The organism is Streptomyces sp. NBC_00019 (assembly GCF_045041015.1).
Taxonomy (GTDB): Bacteria; Actinomycetota; Actinomycetes; order Streptomycetales; family Streptomycetaceae; genus Streptomyces.
On sequence record NZ_CP108302.1, the window covers coordinates 9747980 to 9762964 of the forward strand.

The following is a 14985-nucleotide window of genomic DNA, read 5'->3' on the forward strand; positions in this document are numbered from 1 at the left end:
GGAAACCTCCGGGGAAGGGGGAGTGGTACGAGGGCTGCGTGCCCTACTGCTTGACGCCGCCGGCGGCCAGGCCGCTCTGCCAGTACCGCTGCAGGAGCAGGAAGGCCACGACGAGGGGCAGGATCGAGATCAGGGAGCCGGTCACGACGAGCGCGAGCATGTCGCTGCTGGCGCCGGCCCCGCCGTTCTGGGCCTGGGCGGCCCAGGAGGAGAGGCCGACCGTGATCGGGTACAGGTTGGGGTCGTTGAGCATGATCAGCGGCAGGAAGTAGTTGTTCCAGGTCGCCACCAGCGTGAACAGCAGCACGGTCACCAGGCCCGGCGCGAGCAGTCGCAGGGCGATGGTGAAGAAGATCCGTGCTTCCCCGGCGCCGTCGATGCGGGCGGCCTCCAGGATGCTGTCGGGTACGGCGTCCTGGGCGTAGACGCGCATGAGGTAGAGGCCGAACGGGTTGACCAGGGAGGGCAGGATGATCGCCCAGGGGGTGTTGACCAGGCCCGCCTCCGCGAAGAGCAGGTAGGTCGGGATCGCCAGGGCGGTGGTCGGGACCATGACGGCGCCGAGGACCAGGTTGAAGCCCAACCGGTCGCCGCGGAAACGGAACTTGGCGAAGCCGTACCCGGCCGCGGCCGCGAGCAGGGCGGCACCGACGGAGCTCACCACGGCGTACATCACCGTGTTGAGCAGCCAGTGCACGAGGACCCCGTCGTCCTGGGTGAAGGTCGCCTTGATGTTCGCCAGCAGCTGCGGGGCGTCCGAGAACCACAGGCCGAAGCTGTTGAACAGGTCCTGGGTGCTCTTGGTCGAGGCGATCAGCAGCCAGAACAGGGGGAGGAGGAAGTAGGCCAGGGCGGCCAGCATGGCGATCGTCAGCGGGGTGCTACGGCGCCCCGAGGACGGCTTACGCCGGCTGCGGGTCGCGGACTTCCGGCCCTTGGGCGGGGCGCTCGTGGTCCCCGGGGGCAGGGCGGTGGTGGTCGTCACGGGGTCCTCCTGCGGTTCGCGGTGAGCAGGATGGCGTAGGAGGCGATCACGATGACGAGGCCGAGAAGGAAGGACACCGTGGCCGCGTAGTTGACCTGCTGGCCGGTGAAGGCGAGGGAGTAGGCGTAGAGGTTGGCGGTGTAGGAGCTGCTGATGACGTCCGGGGCGACCTTCATCAGCAGGTTCGGTTCGTTGAAGAGCTGGAAGCTGCCGATGACGGAGAACAGCAGGGTGAGCAGCAGCGCCGGCTTGAGGGCGGGGAGTTTGACGGACCAGGCGATGCGCCAGGCGCCGGCGCCGTCCATGGCGGCCGCTTCGTACAGCTCGGTGGGGATGGTGCGCAGGGCGGCGTACAGGATGATCATGTTGTAGCCGACGAACTCCCAGGTCACGATGTTCGCGAGGCTGCCGAGCATCCAGCTCTCACTGAGGAAGTGCGGGACCGGCAGGTCCAGGTCCCGGCTCAGCTGGGCGAACGGGCCGAAGTCCGGGCCGTAGAGATAGCCCCACATGAGCGCGGCGACCACGCTGGGCACCGCGTACGGCACGAAGATGCCCAGCCGGATGACCCGGGCCAGCCGCAGCAGCCCGCTGTCCAGCGCGAGGGCGAACAGCAGGGCGAGCAGCAGCATCACCGGGACCTGGATCGCGAAGAACAGTGCGACGCGTCCGACGCCATGGATGAGCTGCGGGTCCTGGACGGCCTTGATGTAGTTGTCCAGCCCGACGAACGCCGTGCCGCCGATGAGGCGTTCCTGGAAGAGGCTGAGGTAGGCGGCGTAGCCGAGCGGGGCGAGGAAGAGCAGGAGGAAGAGCACCATGAACGGTGCGACGAACAGCGGCCCTGCCGCACGGCGCTTGCCCTTGGCGGGGGCCGGGGTGGTGGCAGCCATCTCAGCTCCCCTTGACGGTGAAGCCCTGGCCCTTGGCGTACGTCGTCAGTCGCGACTGCCACGTGCCGAGCGCGCGGACGGTGTCGGTCTTGTCGGCGAGGGACTTGCCGACCGTCTCTGTCCAGTCGGTGGCCGCCTGGTCGAGGAACGGCGGCCACTGGAAGGAGGAGTTGACCGTGGAACTGATGTCGGCGAACAGCTGGTTGACCTTCTGGCCGCCGTAGAACGACGGCGCCTGGCCGACGAACTCGGCGTCCGTGAGCAGGGCCTTGGTCGCCGGGAAGAAGAACTGCTCGGTGGCGAACATCCGCGCGCTGGCCGGGTCGGAGTTGAGGAACTTCGCGAACTCGGCTGCCGCGATGGGGTTCTTGGTCGAGCGGATGACCGCGGTGGTCGAACCGCCCCAGTTGCCCGAGCTGGGCTTGGCGGAGTCCCACTGCGGCAGCGGGGCCGCCCGCCACTTGCCCGCGGTGGCCTTGGCGGAGCCGGAGAGGAAGACGGGCCCCCAGGCGGCGGTGAGCCAGGTGGCGTACTTGCCCTTGTTGAGGGCCGCGTACCAGGCGTCGGTGAAGTCCGGCTCGACGCCGATAACGCCTTCCTTCGCGAGCCCGCCCCAGTAGTCGCCGAGCTTCCGGGAGACGGCGTCGTCGACGCTGATGGCGATGTCGCTCTTGCCGGAGGTCACATAGGGCTTGGCGCCCGCCTGCCACTGCAGGCCGTGCCAGGCCGCGGGCTGGTTCGCCGCGAGGTTGGTGAGGTAGACGTCGGGGTCGGCCTTGTGGAGCTTGCGGGCCGCCGCGGCGAACTCGTCCCAGGTCCCCGGGACTTCGATGCCGTGCTTGTCGAAGATGTCCTTGCGGTACAGCATGCCCATCGGGCCGGTGTCCTGGGGGATCGCCCAGACCTCGCCGTCGCTGCCGCTGACCTGGCCCCAAGTCCAGTCGACGAACTGGCCCTTGAGGGCGGAGGCGCCGTAAGGACGCAGGTCCAGGAGGCTGTTGGTGATCGTGAAGGTCGGGATGGCCTGGTACTCGATCTGCACCATGTCCGGAGCGCCGCTTCCGGCCTTCAGTGCTGTACGCAGCTTGGTGTACTGCGGGGTGCCCTGACCGGCGTTGACGATCTTGATCTTGACCGCCGGGTACTTCTTCTCGAAGAGGGCGACCTCCTTGGCGATGTTCGGGACCCAGGTCCAGAACGTCAGCTCGGTCGGCGTCTTCATCGCCTTGTCGATGTCGGCCTGACTGACCGGCTTTGCGGCCGCGGAGGAACCGCCGGAGTCACCGCCGCCGCACGCGGTGAGGGCGGCGCCGAGCGACAGGGCGCCCGTCGCGGTGAGGAACAGACGACGGTTCATGGAGGAGGAGTTGGCGAAGGATCCGGATGTGGGCATGGTGAACTCCCGCCGATGGCGAAGGGGACAGCACGCCGGGGGAGGGCGTGCGGAACGGGGATGGCGAAGGTGAATACAGGTGTGGGCGCGACGATCTGGACGTCGGAGCCGACGGGTTCGGCAAGCTTGGTTGCGCTGGCTGCGACCGGTGTATGGCACGCAGGTGGGTGTGGGACGGGCCGCAGCGCGCTGCGGCTGCGGCTCGAGAGCCGCTGGGTGGAGGGGCATGCGCGCGTCGTCCGGGTGGCGGGGTCGTCCGCAGTGGCGGGGACGCGGTCGGGCTGGGCAGGGACTGAGCTACGGCCGGTACGGCCGCCAGGCCCTGGGCTCATGCGCCGGGTCCGGGCTCTGGAGGCAGAACTGATCGGCGCCGTTCAGCGGCGGGTGGACGAGCCTTTCTCAGGGAGCGAGTGAGGGGACCTCTCCAGGGGATCGGGAGGTGCTATGTCGTCGGCGTCCCGGTGGTGTCCGGGGCGGCGGGGGCTGGGTGGAAGCACGCACGATGAGGTCGACCGGTGGAGCACTCGTCGGCAGAGGTTCTGCCTGCGGGTTCTCGATGGCGTGCACGAGTCGCTTGAGCCCCTCCTGCGCCACCGTGTCGAACGGCTGTCGCACCGTGGTCAGCGGAGGAGTCACATAGGCGGCGACCGGGATGTCGTCGAAGCCGACGACGCTGACGTCCTGCGGCACATTCCGGCCGGCTTCCGCCAGAGCCCGGATGAGGCCGATGGCCATGTCGTCGTTGGCGGCGAACACCGCCGTCACCTCGGGGTCGGCGGCCAGCTTCCGGCCCGCCGCGTAGCCGGAGGCGGCCGACCAGTCGCCCTCGATGACGGGCGGCTCGTCCCTGCCGTGTGCGGCCAGTGCCGACCGCCATCCCTCGAGACGGTCCTTGGCGGCGTACCACCGCTGGGGGCCGGCGAGGTGATGGACCGTCGGGTGGCCCAGGTCCAGCAGATGCTCGACGACCGCCCGTGCCATCTGGTCGGCGCCGCGTCCCCCGAACAGCACCGTGGACGCCGCCAGGGGCTGCGGCGCGCCGAGGACCAGAATCGGCACGTCGACGCGGAGGGGTTCGGCTTCGCCGCCACCCGGCTCGTCGATCGGCTCGGAGATGACGATGCCGTCCACGCCCTGGTCGAGGAGCGAGCCGACGGCGCCGGCGAGGCCCGCCGGGTCGCCTTCCATCGTGTTGACCACGCGGAGCGCGTAGCCCGTGTCACGGACGACCCGCTCCACACCCATGAGCAGTGAGGCGGGACCGTACAGGGCCGTGCCCAGTGTCACCACGCCGATCGAGCGGGTCCGCCCGGAGGCCAGTGCCCGGGCGGCGTTGTTGCGCCGGTAGCCGAGCTGTTCTGCGGCGTCGAGGACGCGCTGGCGTACGTCGGCGGAGACGTACGGCTCGTCGTTGAAGACCCGCGACACCGTCTTCTGCGAGACCCCGGCCACACGGGCCACGTCCACACTGCGCGGCGCGCCGGGGCTTCCGTCCCGTCCAGTACCTCGCGTCATGACGTCTCCCGATGGCCGCACGATCCAGCCAGACGCCGCATGTCTGACTGCGCGGTCATGTCTACGCAGTCATACCGTGGCCGTCAAGAGCTCGGAACGTATCCGTAACGTTCCATCGGGGCCGCGGCGGCGAACAACCGGCGCCGACAGTGGCGTGGGGGGACATGACACACCCTGGAACGCCGACTTCCGCATGATCTTGCGAGGAACCCCGGGTGTTCACGCCCGGGAGGAATCGCATCCCAAGACTGCGACGCGGAGCGTCGCCGAGTCGTGCCACTGGGCGCGGAGCGCCCGGAATGCCGTCGGCGGAGCCGACCAAGGCCGTGAAGCGAACGCGCGGTCGAGGGATCACCCGGTCAAGCGGAATACCTACGCGCGTAGTCGGCGGGCGTGTTCGGGTGGTTAGGGTCGTGTTCATGAAGCTGGTGGTGCGGGTGAAGCTGCTGCCAACGCCCCTACAGGCGGAAGCACTTGAGGCGACCCTGCACGCCTGCAACGAGGCTGCCACGTGGGCCGCCCGGGTTGCGTTCGAGGAAAATGAGCGCAAACCGCTGGGTCTGCGCAAGCACGCCTACCTCCCGATCCGGCAGCGGTGGGGGCTGGGAGCGCAGGCCGCCCAGCACGCGATCAAGAAGACCTGCGACGCCTACACCACCATGAAGGCCAACCTACGAGGCGGCCGCTACGGACGGCCCGGCTCCAAACGCCACACCCGCGTCTTGGGCAAGCCGGTCGTCTTCCGGCCGGATGCCGCCCAGCCCTACGACGACCGGATGCTGTCCTGGCAGCACGAGCGGCGCACGGTCTCGATCTGGACCACCGGCGGCCGGATGAAGGACCTCGCCTTCACCGGACAGGCCGAGCAGCTGGCCGTGCTGGCCGCGCACCGCAGGGGCGAGTCCGACCTGGTGTGCCAGGACGGCGCCTGGTTCCTCATCGCGATCTGCGAGATCGACGAGAAGGCGCTGAACGCGAACCCGCCCTCCTTCCTGGGGGTCGACCTGGGCATCGTGAACGTCGCGGTGACCTCCGACGGCGCACGCCACTGCGGACGCAAGACCAACCGGAGGCGTGAGCACGACCGGACGCTGCGCGCCAAGCTGCAGAAGAAGAACACGAAGTCCGCGAAGCGCCGGGCGAAGAAGTACGCGGGCCGCGAGGCCCGCCGCACCAAGGACATCAACCACAAAATCTCGAAACGGATCGTGGCGGAGGCTGAACGCACCGCACGCGGGATCGCCCTGGAAGACCTCACGGGCATCCGGCAGCGGGCACGGCTGAGAAAGCCCCAACGCGCCACGCTCCACTCCTGGCCCTTCGCCCAGCTCGGCGCCTTCATCGCCTACAAGGCGAAGAAGGCCGGGGTGCCGGTGGTGTACGTCGATCCGGCGTACACCAGCCAGGAATGCTCCCAGTGTCACCACATCGAACGCGGCAACCGGCCCTCCCAGGCCCGTTTCGCGTGCCGGTCCTGCGGCTTCGTTGAGCATGCGGACCTCAACTCGTCCCACAACATCGCCCACCGCGGGTGGATGGCGTGGGTCTGCGGGGCCCAGTCAACGGCCCCAGAACTTACGCTCCTCGCGTGAGCTCAGGACGCAGCCGATCCCATCACAGCCAGTGATGACTCGAGCAGCAAGCCCGGTCGTTCACGACCGGTGCAGTTGACGCCCGCCCCGCAGGGCAGACCGGGGTAGTTCCACGCTGACGCTGATCCCGCCCGCAGGGCGCGGGGTGAGGGTGAGCGTTCCGTCGTGTGCCTGGATGATGGTGTTGACGATGGCCAGGCCGAGGCCGACGCCTGCGTGGTCGGTGTGGATGCGCTCGGTGCCGCGCTGGAACGGTGCGGTGAGCGTGGAGACCGACTGTGGGGTGAGCTTCTCGCCGGTGTTCTCGACCGTGAGCACCACGCTCTCGGTGCGGACGCCGGTGTTCACCGACACGGTGCCCTGTCCCGGCAGGTTGTGGACGATCGCGTTGTGTACGAGGTTCATGCTCAACTGCAGCAGCAGCGCGTGTGAGCCGTCGGTGGGGGCGATGTCGCCGGAGGTCTCGATGGTGACGCCGAGCTTTTCTGCCAGGGGAAGGAGTGTCTCGGTGGCTTCTTCCGCCAGGAGGGACAGGTCGACCTGTTCTCGGGTGAAGGACCGCTGGCCGGCGCGGCTGAGCAGGAGCAGCGCCTCGGTGAGGTCGATCGCTCGGGTGTTGACGGCGTGGAGGCGCTCGATGATCTCGCCGGTGTCGTGTGCCGGATCGGTGCGGGCCACGTCGAGAAGCGCCTTCGAGATCGCGAGCGGGGTGCGCAACTCGTGAGAGGCGTTGGCTGCGAATCTGCGCTGCTCGGCGACGTGTTCCTCGAGGCGGGCGAGCATGGTGTCGAAGGCGTCGGCGAGCTCGCGGAACTCGTCCTTACGGCCCGGCAGCCGGACCCGGTGGGAGAGTGATCCGGTCGAGGCCAGGCGGGTCGCTTCGGTGATGCGGGTCAGCGGGGCGAGCATCCGGCCGGCGAGGAGCCACCCTCCCACGAGACCGAACACCAGCAGGAACGCCAGCACCGCGACCGCCCTCGGAGCGAAGACGTGCAGAAGGACGGACCGGATGGGAAAGACACCACCCGTGGGCCGGTCGTCTGGGTTGATGAGCATCGCGCGGTCGGGGACGTAGCGGAGGAGGAAGACCCACACCGCCGTGAGCAGCAGGGCACCGGCGACCATGAGGAATCCGGCGTAGCTGAGGGTGAGCTTGAGGCGGACGCTCACACCAGGCGCTCTATCCATGGTCCCGCCCCTCGTGTCCGGCCTCTGGCTGGGTGTCGATGCGATAGCCGACGCCTGGCACGGTGGCGATGATCCAGGGTTCTCCGAGGCGCTTGCGCAGTGCCGAGACGGTGATGCGCACGGCGTTGGTGAACGGGTCGGCGTTCTCGTCCCACGCGCGTTCCAGGAGTTCTTCGGCGCTGACGACACCGCCGTCGGCGGCGACGAGGACCTCGAGCACCGCGAACTGCTTCCTGGTCAGCGCGACGTAGCGGCCGTCGCGGTAGACCTCTCGGCGGAACGCGTTGAGCCGCAGCCCTGCGATCTCCTGCACGGGAGGCCTGTTGTGGGCACGTCTGCGGTCCAGCGCTCTGAGCCTGAGCGCGAGTTCCTGGAGTGCGAAGGGTTTGGTGAGGTAGTCGTCGGCGCCGAGTTCGAAGCCGGAGGCCTTGTCGTCGAGCCGGTCGGCCGCGGTGAGCATGAGGATGGGCATGCCGCTGCTGGAGGCGACGATGCGTTTGGCGATCTCGTCACCGGACGGTCCGGGGATGTCGCGGTCGAGGACGGCGATGTCGTAGGTGTTGATGCTCAGCAGTTCCAGCGCGGTGTCGCCGTCGCCTGCGAGGTCGGCCGCGATCGCTTCCAGACGTAGGCCGTCGCGGATGGCCTCAGCCAGATAGGGCTCGTCCTCGACAATCAACACACGCATGCTCCGAGGCTACGAGTCGGCGCCTATCGTCGGCATATCGAAAACCGCATACGTGCCGACAACACCGTGCTGCCTTGACTGTCGGTATGACGGGAACCCCACCAGCAGCACGAACACCGACCCGCCGGATGCGATGGCTCCTTGTCGTCGGCCTGTTCGTCGTCTTGGCGGGGCTCACCGCAGCCCTCGGCCACCAGGTGACGAAGTCCTCGTCCTCCTCGCCCCCCTTACCTCCCTCCACCGCATTACTCACGAGTCCTCATCGCGGTGAGCACCGTGGTGCGCTCGGCGAGGCCGGCGGTGTCGTCCCCGACGGCGTGACGGTCTTCGATGACGCGATTCCGGCCGTGACCCGCCTCGATCCGGATCTGCTCAAGGTCCTCCGCGAGGCTGCGACGGCTGCCGCCGACGACGGCGTGGCGTTCTACGTCAACAGCGGCTGGCGTTCCCCCGAGTACCAGGATCAGCTTCTTCGTGAGGCGGTCTCCGAGTACGGATCCGAAGAGGAAGCCGCCCGATGGGTGGCCACCGCGGCGACATCTCCCCACGTGTCGGGGGACGCGGTCGACATCGGGCGCTCCGATGCGACGGCGTGGCTGTCCACGCACGGCGCCGAGTACGGGCTGTGCCAGATCTACGAGAACGAACCCTGGCATTACGAACTGCGTACCGAGGCGATCGACCGGGATTGCCCCCGCATGTATGCCGACCCCACCCAGGACCCCAGGATGCAGCAGTGACCGGCAGTGAGCGAGGACAGACGATGGCGCAGGTGGACACCGCGGAGCCCGGACAGGGCGGCGCCGGCAGCCAGGGAGCCGACGCCGGTGCCCGGCCCGCGGGCATCCGCCGGGACCCCGGCGCCGGGACCTGGCGCGCGGCCGCCCACCGGGCGATCCGCCTCAGCTCCCGGCCGGAGCCGTGGAAGCGCGGCCTGGTGCTCGCGGCGCTGGCGCTGCTGCTGGGCCTGCTCATGCTGCTGCACGCGAAGATCCCGAACCGTACCGGGGGCCTCGGCAGCCTGGTGGAGACCTTCCTGCCGTGGTTCGGCCTGTTCATCCCGGTGCTGCTGGCCGCGGCGCTGTGGCGTCGCTCCGCCTCGGCGGTGGTCTCGCTGCTGCTGCCGGTCATGGTCTGGCTGAACCTCTTCGGCGGGCTGTTCGGCGACAAGTCCCACGCGGGCGGTGACCTCACCGTGGCCGGCCACAACGTCGGCGCCGACAACCCCGACCCGGCCGGCACCGCCCGTGATCTGGTCGCCTCCGGTGCGGACGTGCTGGCGCTGGTGGAGCTGACCGCGCAGGACCGGGGCATCTACGAGAAGGGGCTGGCGAAGACGTACCCGTTCCACACGGTCCAGGGCACGGTCGGGCTGTGGAGCAAGCTGCCGTTGTCGGACACCCGGGCGGTCGACACCGAGATGGACGCCGGGCCGCTGGGCGACGCCAAGCCGGCCGACGTCAAGATGGCCTACAACCGGGCGCTGCGCACCACGGTCGCCACGGACAACGGGCCCCTCGCCGTGTACGTCGCCCACCTGGGGTCCGTACGCGTGACACCCAGGACAGGCTTCTGGACGGACTCGCGGGACAGAAACGCGCAGGCCCTCGCCAAGGCCATCGCCGCCGAGCAGAACGAGCGCGTGGTGCTGCTCGGCGACCTGAACGGCACCGTGGACGACCGCGCGCTCGCCGGCATCACCTCGCAGCTGCACTCGGCACAGGACACGGCCGGGGACGGCTTCGGCTTCACCTGGCCGGCGAAGTTCCCGGTGGCACGCATCGACCAGATCCTGGTCCGCGGCGTGGAGCCGGACAGCTCATGGGTATTGCCGGCCACCGGCAGCGACCATCTGCCGGTGGCGGCCGGAATCAGCTGGTGAACGCCGAGACAGCGGTACGGTCGTTCGATGAGGCGGATCGCCACAGGGCGGTCGAGACCCATACCAGGACGATGCCGACGACGATGTGCAGGGCGCTCGTCAGCACGGAATCGGGCAGCGCGATCAGAAACGCGAACAGGGGCAGTGCGACGGCATACCCCCACGCCGGAACCCTCGGCACCATGCGGGCACGGATCAGCGCCGCCCCGAACAGCGCGCAGCCCACAGCGAAGACGACCGCTGAACCGAGGAGTGCCGGAATGGTGGGACCCGTCAGTTCCGCTTCGATGACGTCGTCGTCCAGGTAGTAGAGCACCAGGTTCGCGGCGAACGCGGCCCCGCCGAACAGGCCGAGGCCGATGAGGTTCACGAGATAGGCGATTTCTCCGAAGCGGCCGGTGGCAGGGCTCTGCCACTGGTGGAGCGCGGTGAGGAACGGCAGAGCAAACGCGGGGGAGAGGGCGAGGAGGAGGCTGGTCACGGCGGTCTCGCCGGTGAATGCCTCGACGGCGGCGGGCAGTGCGATGAGCAGACCGGCCAGCACCCCGCACAGGGCGCCGAAGCGGGAGAGCCGGGCGGAGGCGGGCACCGTGCTGAACGCTGAGGACATGAGAGCCAACTCCGGTGTGTCGAAGGGCAGGTCAGGCCGAAACCGTAGGAAGTGAGCAGCCGGTCCAGGCAGGTGCCGAGCGGCGACATCCGATGCTGGAGGTCACCGGCGCCCGCGGTCGCGTGAGTGCCGTTCGACATGTGCCGTTCGTCCATACTTCGCGGCTCCCGGCCGGAGTTCTCCCGTCGGTGTCGCCCGGCCTGCGCGTCCGGCCTAGCCTGGGCGGTGGCGTCGGGGGGTGGGGGTGTGCATGTCGGCGTATGTGCCCGTGCCGTGGGTGTCACCGCTGCTGTACGGCGCGGTCTTCGTCGGCGGTATCTACTACCTGGCGGCGGATCTGGGCGCCGGCCCCGGCCTGTTGTCCTGGCGCACGGCCGGCTTCGTCGCCGGGCTCGCCGCCCTGTGCGCGCTGGACGTGGCGGGGCGTCGCCGGAACCTGCCGCGGGTGCCGCTGCTGCTCGCACGGTGCGGGCTGACGGGTGCGGTGGTCGCCGCAGATGCCTCGGAACTGTCCCAAGTGCTGTTCGTGCTCCTGCCGTTCACCGCGTACTTCGCGTTCGGCCGCACGACGGCGCTCGTACTGGGGGCGCTGTGCCTGGCCGGACTGCTCACCGGCTTTCTCCTGACGGCCCCCGCCTGGTATCGCGACATGGAGTACGTGTCCGACCTGCTGATGGTCGGCGTCGGCCTGGTGCTGGCGATCTCGATGGCCGCCGTCGCCGTCGGCGAGCAACGGGCCCGGCGAGAACTGCAGGAGTACGCCGCGCGGGTCGCGGAGCTCTCCGCGGCGACCGAACGCAACCGGCTGGCCCGCGACATCCACGACAGCCTCGGCCACCATCTCACCGCGATTTCGGTGCAGTTGGAGATCGCGTCCGAGTTCCGCGTCCTGGACCCGGACGCGGCCGGACGGGCGATGACCGAGGCCAGACAGTCGGTGAAGCTGGCACTCGGCGACGTCCGGCAGTCGGTGCGGGCGCTGCGCGACGACGCGCGCCCGTCGCTGTCGGCCACGCTCGCGGGATGGGCGCGTGAGGGTGGTTCGGGGCCGTGCGTCAGCGTGGAGGTGACGGGCGAAGAGGACGGTTACGGCACGGCCGCGCTGACCGCGTTGTACCGGGCCGCACAGGAGGGCCTGACCAACGCGCTGCGGCACGCGCGGGCCTCGCGGGTGTCCGTGGCGGTCCGGCTGACCGAGGACACCGCACGCCTGGCGGTGACCGACGACGGCTGCGGCTTCACACCGGACCGGGCCACGGCCGGATTCGGTCTGACCGGCATGCGCGAACGGGTGCACCTGGTCGCGGGGAGCGTCGACATCGACAGCAGGCCGGGCCAGGGCACACGACTCACCGTCGTCGTCCCGCGGCGGGAAGGCGAGCGGTGAGCCAGGAGCCGACGGCGGTACGGGTGCTGGTGGTGGACGATCAGCAGCTGATCCGGGACGGCATCGCCGCACTGCTCTCGATCCGGCCGGGCATCACCGTCGTCGGTACGGCGGTCAACGGGCGGGAGGCCGTGGAGAAGGCGGTGGAACTGGGACCCGACGTCGTGCTGATGGACGTACGGATGCCGGAACTGGACGGCGTGGAGGCCGTCGCCGTGCTGCGCGGCCGGGCACCGGAGTGCCGGGTCGTGATGCTGACGACGTTCGACGACGAGGAGTACGTCGTCCAGGCGCTGCGCGCGGGAGCCAGCGGCTATCTCCTCAAGGACCTGCCGGCCGAGGAACTCGCGCAGGCGATCCGCCTGGCGCACGCCGGAGTCACCCAACTCGACTCCTCGGTGGCCGCCCGGCTCGCCGCCGCCCTGCCCCATGCCGCTCCCGACCCGCCCGCCGTCGCTCCCGCCCTCAGCCCGCGCGAGATCGACATCCTGCGGCTCGTGGCGCGCGGCCGCACCAACCGGGAGATCGCCGCGCAGCTGTACCTCAGCGAAGGCACCGTCAAGAACCACATCTCCCGCATCCTCAGCCGCCTCGCCCTGCGCGACCGCACCCAGGCCGCACTGCGCGCCCGCGACCTCGGCCTGCTGTGAACCCGTGGACGGACGTGCCTGCCGCTAGAGCGGCTTCACGTAGCCGATCCAGGTGTGCAGGGTGCGGAACCCGCACCGCTCGTACAGGCTCAGCGCACCGGTGGCATTGGCGCCGTCCACATTCAGACCGGCCCTGCGAAAGCCCTGCTCCTGGCCGGCCCGCAGGCAGGTGGTGAGCAGCGCGGTGGCCACGCCGCTGCCACGCCAGCCCGGTCGGGTGCCGAGCTGGGCGATCCAGCATTCGCGGATACCGGTCATCGCGGTCTCGGCGTCGTACTCGTGGCTGATGAGATACCCGGCGACCTCGTCCCCGTCCAGCGCCAGGAACGACACGTCCGGCCGGAACGACCGGGCGCCGGTGGTGCCGTGACGCCACCGTTCCGCAGCGGTCGGCGTGTGACCCCAGTGATCGCGGAACGCTTCGTTGTGCGCCAACCGGGTCGCCTCCTCGTACGCCGCGGTGAACGGTACGACGCGCAGCCCGCCCGCCGGGGCCGTCACCGGGATCTCGCCGCCGTCCAGCGGCCGACGCATGTCGAAGAACCAGCGTCGCGCCTGGAACCCGGCGCCCTGATACAGGTCCCGTTTGGCGGTGTTCGGCGCGTGGATCTGGATGTGCGCCTCGCCCGGCAGGTCAGGAAACCGCTCGCGATGCAGCTGCGCCGCCCGGGTCACCTGCCATGTCACCAGGCCGGCGCCCACGCCTTGGCCGCGTGCGTCGGGTCGTACCGCCCCCTCGACGTACACCAGGTGCACGTCGGTCGCGTCTCGCAGCCCCGTCGCCTTGGCGTAACCGACCAGTTCGCCGCTCGACCACACCCCCGCCGAGTCGTGGGGCAACTCCAGGCGTGGGTCGCCCAGTTCATCGGCGAGGTCCTCGGCGTCGTAGTGCTCGTCGGTGCCGTCGACCGCCTCCACCGCGGCGAACAACTCGGCCAGGGCCGGGGCGTTCTCGAGCGTGAGTGGCCGGTGGGCCGGCGTCGCGTGCATGGGCGGCACGATAGGTGTCACGGAGGCCGAACGCACTTCAGTTTCGGGGCGCGGCCTCCCTGCAATGACGTATTCGGCGGGCCCGGCGTGTGGTGAATACCACCCCGTACATGCGCTAGAGTTGATCACGAGCCGGTCGCCACAACTCTGGTTGTTCGGCAGTGCGTTGGTGGTCCAAGGAAAGACGCCCCGCTTCCTGCGGGGAGATGCAGGTGCAAGGCCTGCCCGGCGCTCAATCTGGGGCCTGTCCGCAAATGCGGACAGGCCCCACACCTTTTTTCCGCACACCCCCGGACAGGGACATGGCGTCCGCGAGCGCCGGTCAGGCGTTCGTACGGGACACGTGTTCGGGGAGCTCGGTGAGCCGTTCGATGCGGAGCACCGTCTCGGCTGCCGTCGGCGAGGGCCCACCGGTGACGAAGTCGACGCCGCGGTCCAGCCAGACGCCGGTGAGCCCGGCGAGGGCGGCCGCGTTCACGTCGCTTTCCAGCATGTCGCCCACGTTGACCGCCTGGACGGGGTCCGTACGCATCCACCGGCAGGCGGCGGCGTAGGCGACGGGCTTGGCCGCACCGAGCTCGGCCGGGGTCAGGACGGCTTCGAAATACTCGAGGAGGCCGAAGCGGGCGAGCTTGGCGCGCTGTTGGCCGGGATCCCCGTTGGTGAGTACAGCCAGACGCGGTCCTCGGGGGAGCCGTTTGAGGGTCTCCAGGCATGGCTGGACATCGGGATAGCACTGCCAGGCCGCCTCGAACACGGCGAGGTAGCGCTCGGAGATCCAGGCGTCCAGCAGGCCGGGACTTTCAGGAACCGACTCGCCGAGCATCGGCAGGAAGGAGCGGACCCTGCGCCGGTGGTGTTCGGCGAAGGAGCACTGACCGGCAAGGTATTCCCGCATGTGGCGTGCCTCCAGCGTCCACCACAACGCCGCCAGCTCCTCCGGTGGTGCCGTCGCGTTCGGCGCGGCCTGGATGATCTGGCCGATCGTTTCCCAGACCGCGCTTCGATGATCGACCAGGGTGCCGTCCAGATCGAAGAAGATCACATCCGCCATGAGGTGATCATCTCGTGGGCTTGTCCCTGAGGCCAGGGGGAGCGCTGCTTCCGTACGGCGGGCCAACTCAGCGACATGACAGGGCTGTTCTCGGCTGTGAGGCTCGGATCCCCTGGCCCTGCTCCGAGGGCACGGGCCGTGGCAGAATGCCGACATGA

The 14985-nt window shown here is 69.6% G+C and carries 14 protein-coding genes; 5 read left to right on the plus strand and 9 right to left on the minus strand.

Annotation, left to right across the window (positions count from 1 at the left end; all coding sequences use genetic code 11):
* Positions 1-43: 43 nt before the first annotated feature.
* The 4 genes from OHU89_RS45235 to OHU89_RS45250 all read right to left on the minus strand — a co-directional run bounded on the left by OHU89_RS45235 (position 44) and on the right by OHU89_RS45250 (position 4786).
* A complete protein-coding gene (locus OHU89_RS45235; protein ID WP_405651627.1) occupies positions 44-985 on the minus strand; it encodes a carbohydrate ABC transporter permease in 942 nt (313 codons plus the stop codon).
* Positions 982-1878, minus strand: a complete 897-nt coding sequence (locus tag OHU89_RS45240; protein ID WP_405651629.1) for a carbohydrate ABC transporter permease — start codon at positions 1876-1878, stop codon at positions 982-984. Before OHU89_RS45240 ends, OHU89_RS45235 begins: the two co-directional genes overlap by 4 nt.
* A 1-nt stretch (position 1879) precedes the next feature.
* The gene (locus OHU89_RS45245; RefSeq protein WP_405651631.1) at positions 1880-3271 is read right to left on the minus strand and encodes an ABC transporter substrate-binding protein; all 1392 of its coding nucleotides are present in this window, start codon (positions 3269-3271) and stop codon (positions 1880-1882) included.
* A 399-nt stretch (positions 3272-3670) separates the two neighbouring features.
* Positions 3671-4786, minus strand: coding sequence for a LacI family DNA-binding transcriptional regulator (locus OHU89_RS45250; protein ID WP_405651633.1), 1116 nt, complete (start codon positions 4784-4786; stop codon positions 3671-3673).
* Positions 4787-5205: 419 nt separating this feature from the next.
* On the opposite strand from OHU89_RS45250, the gene OHU89_RS45255 reads away from it, so the two are divergent.
* On the plus strand, positions 5206-6378 hold the full coding sequence (locus OHU89_RS45255) for an RNA-guided endonuclease InsQ/TnpB family protein (protein ID WP_405651636.1): 1173 nt from the start codon (positions 5206-5208) through the stop codon (positions 6376-6378).
* Between the two features lie 60 nt (positions 6379-6438).
* Here the strand turns inward: OHU89_RS45255 and OHU89_RS45260 are convergent, their stop codons facing one another.
* Both OHU89_RS45260 and OHU89_RS45265 read right to left on the minus strand, forming a co-directional pair.
* Positions 6439-7566, minus strand: coding sequence for a sensor histidine kinase (locus tag OHU89_RS45260; protein ID WP_405651639.1), 1128 nt, complete (start codon positions 7564-7566; stop codon positions 6439-6441).
* Positions 7559-8254: a response regulator transcription factor gene (locus OHU89_RS45265; RefSeq protein WP_405651641.1), complete on the minus strand. Its 696-nt coding sequence runs from the start codon at positions 8252-8254 to the stop codon at positions 7559-7561. The genes OHU89_RS45260 and OHU89_RS45265 overlap by 8 nt, the downstream gene beginning before the upstream one ends.
* A 128-nt stretch (positions 8255-8382) precedes the next feature.
* On the opposite strand from OHU89_RS45265, the gene OHU89_RS45270 reads away from it, so the two are divergent.
* Complete coding sequence (locus OHU89_RS45270) at positions 8383-8994, plus strand: M15 family metallopeptidase (protein ID WP_405651644.1); 612 nt, start codon at positions 8383-8385, stop codon at positions 8992-8994.
* A gap of 23 nt (positions 8995-9017) precedes the next feature.
* Positions 9018-10136, plus strand: a complete 1119-nt coding sequence (locus tag OHU89_RS45275) for an endonuclease/exonuclease/phosphatase family protein (protein ID WP_405651646.1) — start codon at positions 9018-9020, stop codon at positions 10134-10136.
* Here OHU89_RS45275 and OHU89_RS45280 read toward each other — a convergent pair.
* Positions 10126-10746 (minus strand): hypothetical protein, encoded by a 621-nt coding sequence (locus OHU89_RS45280; protein ID WP_405651647.1) that lies wholly within the window; start codon positions 10744-10746, stop codon positions 10126-10128. The two genes, OHU89_RS45275 and OHU89_RS45280, sit on opposite strands and share 11 nt — an antisense overlap.
* A gap of 250 nt (positions 10747-10996) precedes the next feature.
* On the opposite strand from OHU89_RS45280, the gene OHU89_RS45285 reads away from it, so the two are divergent.
* Both OHU89_RS45285 and OHU89_RS45290 read left to right on the plus strand, forming a co-directional pair.
* Positions 10997-12133, plus strand: a complete 1137-nt coding sequence (locus OHU89_RS45285; RefSeq protein WP_405651649.1) for a sensor histidine kinase — start codon at positions 10997-10999, stop codon at positions 12131-12133.
* Positions 12130-12783: a response regulator transcription factor gene (locus OHU89_RS45290; RefSeq protein ID WP_266883796.1), complete on the plus strand. Its 654-nt coding sequence runs from the start codon at positions 12130-12132 to the stop codon at positions 12781-12783. Before OHU89_RS45285 ends, OHU89_RS45290 begins: the two co-directional genes overlap by 4 nt.
* 24 nt (positions 12784-12807) lie before the next feature.
* On the opposite strand, the gene OHU89_RS45295 is transcribed toward OHU89_RS45290, so the two are convergent.
* Complete coding sequence (locus tag OHU89_RS45295; protein ID WP_405651651.1) at positions 12808-13773, minus strand: GNAT family N-acetyltransferase; 966 nt, start codon at positions 13771-13773, stop codon at positions 12808-12810.
* A gap of 322 nt (positions 13774-14095) precedes the next feature.
* The gene (locus tag OHU89_RS45300; protein ID WP_405651653.1) at positions 14096-14827 is read right to left on the minus strand and encodes an HAD family hydrolase; all 732 of its coding nucleotides are present in this window, start codon (positions 14825-14827) and stop codon (positions 14096-14098) included.
* Positions 14828-14985 lie beyond the last annotated feature (158 nt).

Bases quoted from the DNA above. Each gene is read 5' to 3' on its own strand.
- OHU89_RS45240 (WP_405651629.1), bottom strand. From the start codon at position 1,878: ATGGCTGCCACCACCCCGGCCCCCGCCAAGGGCAAGCGCCGTGCGGCA.
- OHU89_RS45245 (WP_405651631.1), bottom strand. From the start codon at position 3,271: ATGCCCACATCCGGATCCTTCGCCAACTCCTCCTCCATGAACCGTCGT.
- OHU89_RS45250 (WP_405651633.1), bottom strand. From the start codon at position 4,786: ATGACGCGAGGTACTGGACGGGACGGAAGCCCCGGCGCGCCGCGCAGT.
- OHU89_RS45255 (WP_405651636.1), top strand. From the start codon at position 5,206: ATGAAGCTGGTGGTGCGGGTGAAGCTGCTGCCAACGCCCCTACAGGCG.
- OHU89_RS45260 (WP_405651639.1), bottom strand. From the start codon at position 7,566: ATGGATAGAGCGCCTGGTGTGAGCGTCCGCCTCAAGCTCACCCTCAGC.
- OHU89_RS45265 (WP_405651641.1), bottom strand. From the start codon at position 8,254: ATGCGTGTGTTGATTGTCGAGGACGAGCCCTATCTGGCTGAGGCCATC.
- OHU89_RS45270 (WP_405651644.1), top strand. From the start codon at position 8,383: ATGCGATGGCTCCTTGTCGTCGGCCTGTTCGTCGTCTTGGCGGGGCTC.
- OHU89_RS45275 (WP_405651646.1), top strand. From the start codon at position 9,018: ATGGCGCAGGTGGACACCGCGGAGCCCGGACAGGGCGGCGCCGGCAGC.
- OHU89_RS45280 (WP_405651647.1), bottom strand. From the start codon at position 10,746: ATGTCCTCAGCGTTCAGCACGGTGCCCGCCTCCGCCCGGCTCTCCCGC.
- OHU89_RS45285 (WP_405651649.1), top strand. From the start codon at position 10,997: ATGTCGGCGTATGTGCCCGTGCCGTGGGTGTCACCGCTGCTGTACGGC.
- OHU89_RS45295 (WP_405651651.1), bottom strand. From the start codon at position 13,773: ATGCACGCGACGCCGGCCCACCGGCCACTCACGCTCGAGAACGCCCCG.
- OHU89_RS45300 (WP_405651653.1), bottom strand. From the start codon at position 14,827: ATGGCGGATGTGATCTTCTTCGATCTGGACGGCACCCTGGTCGATCAT.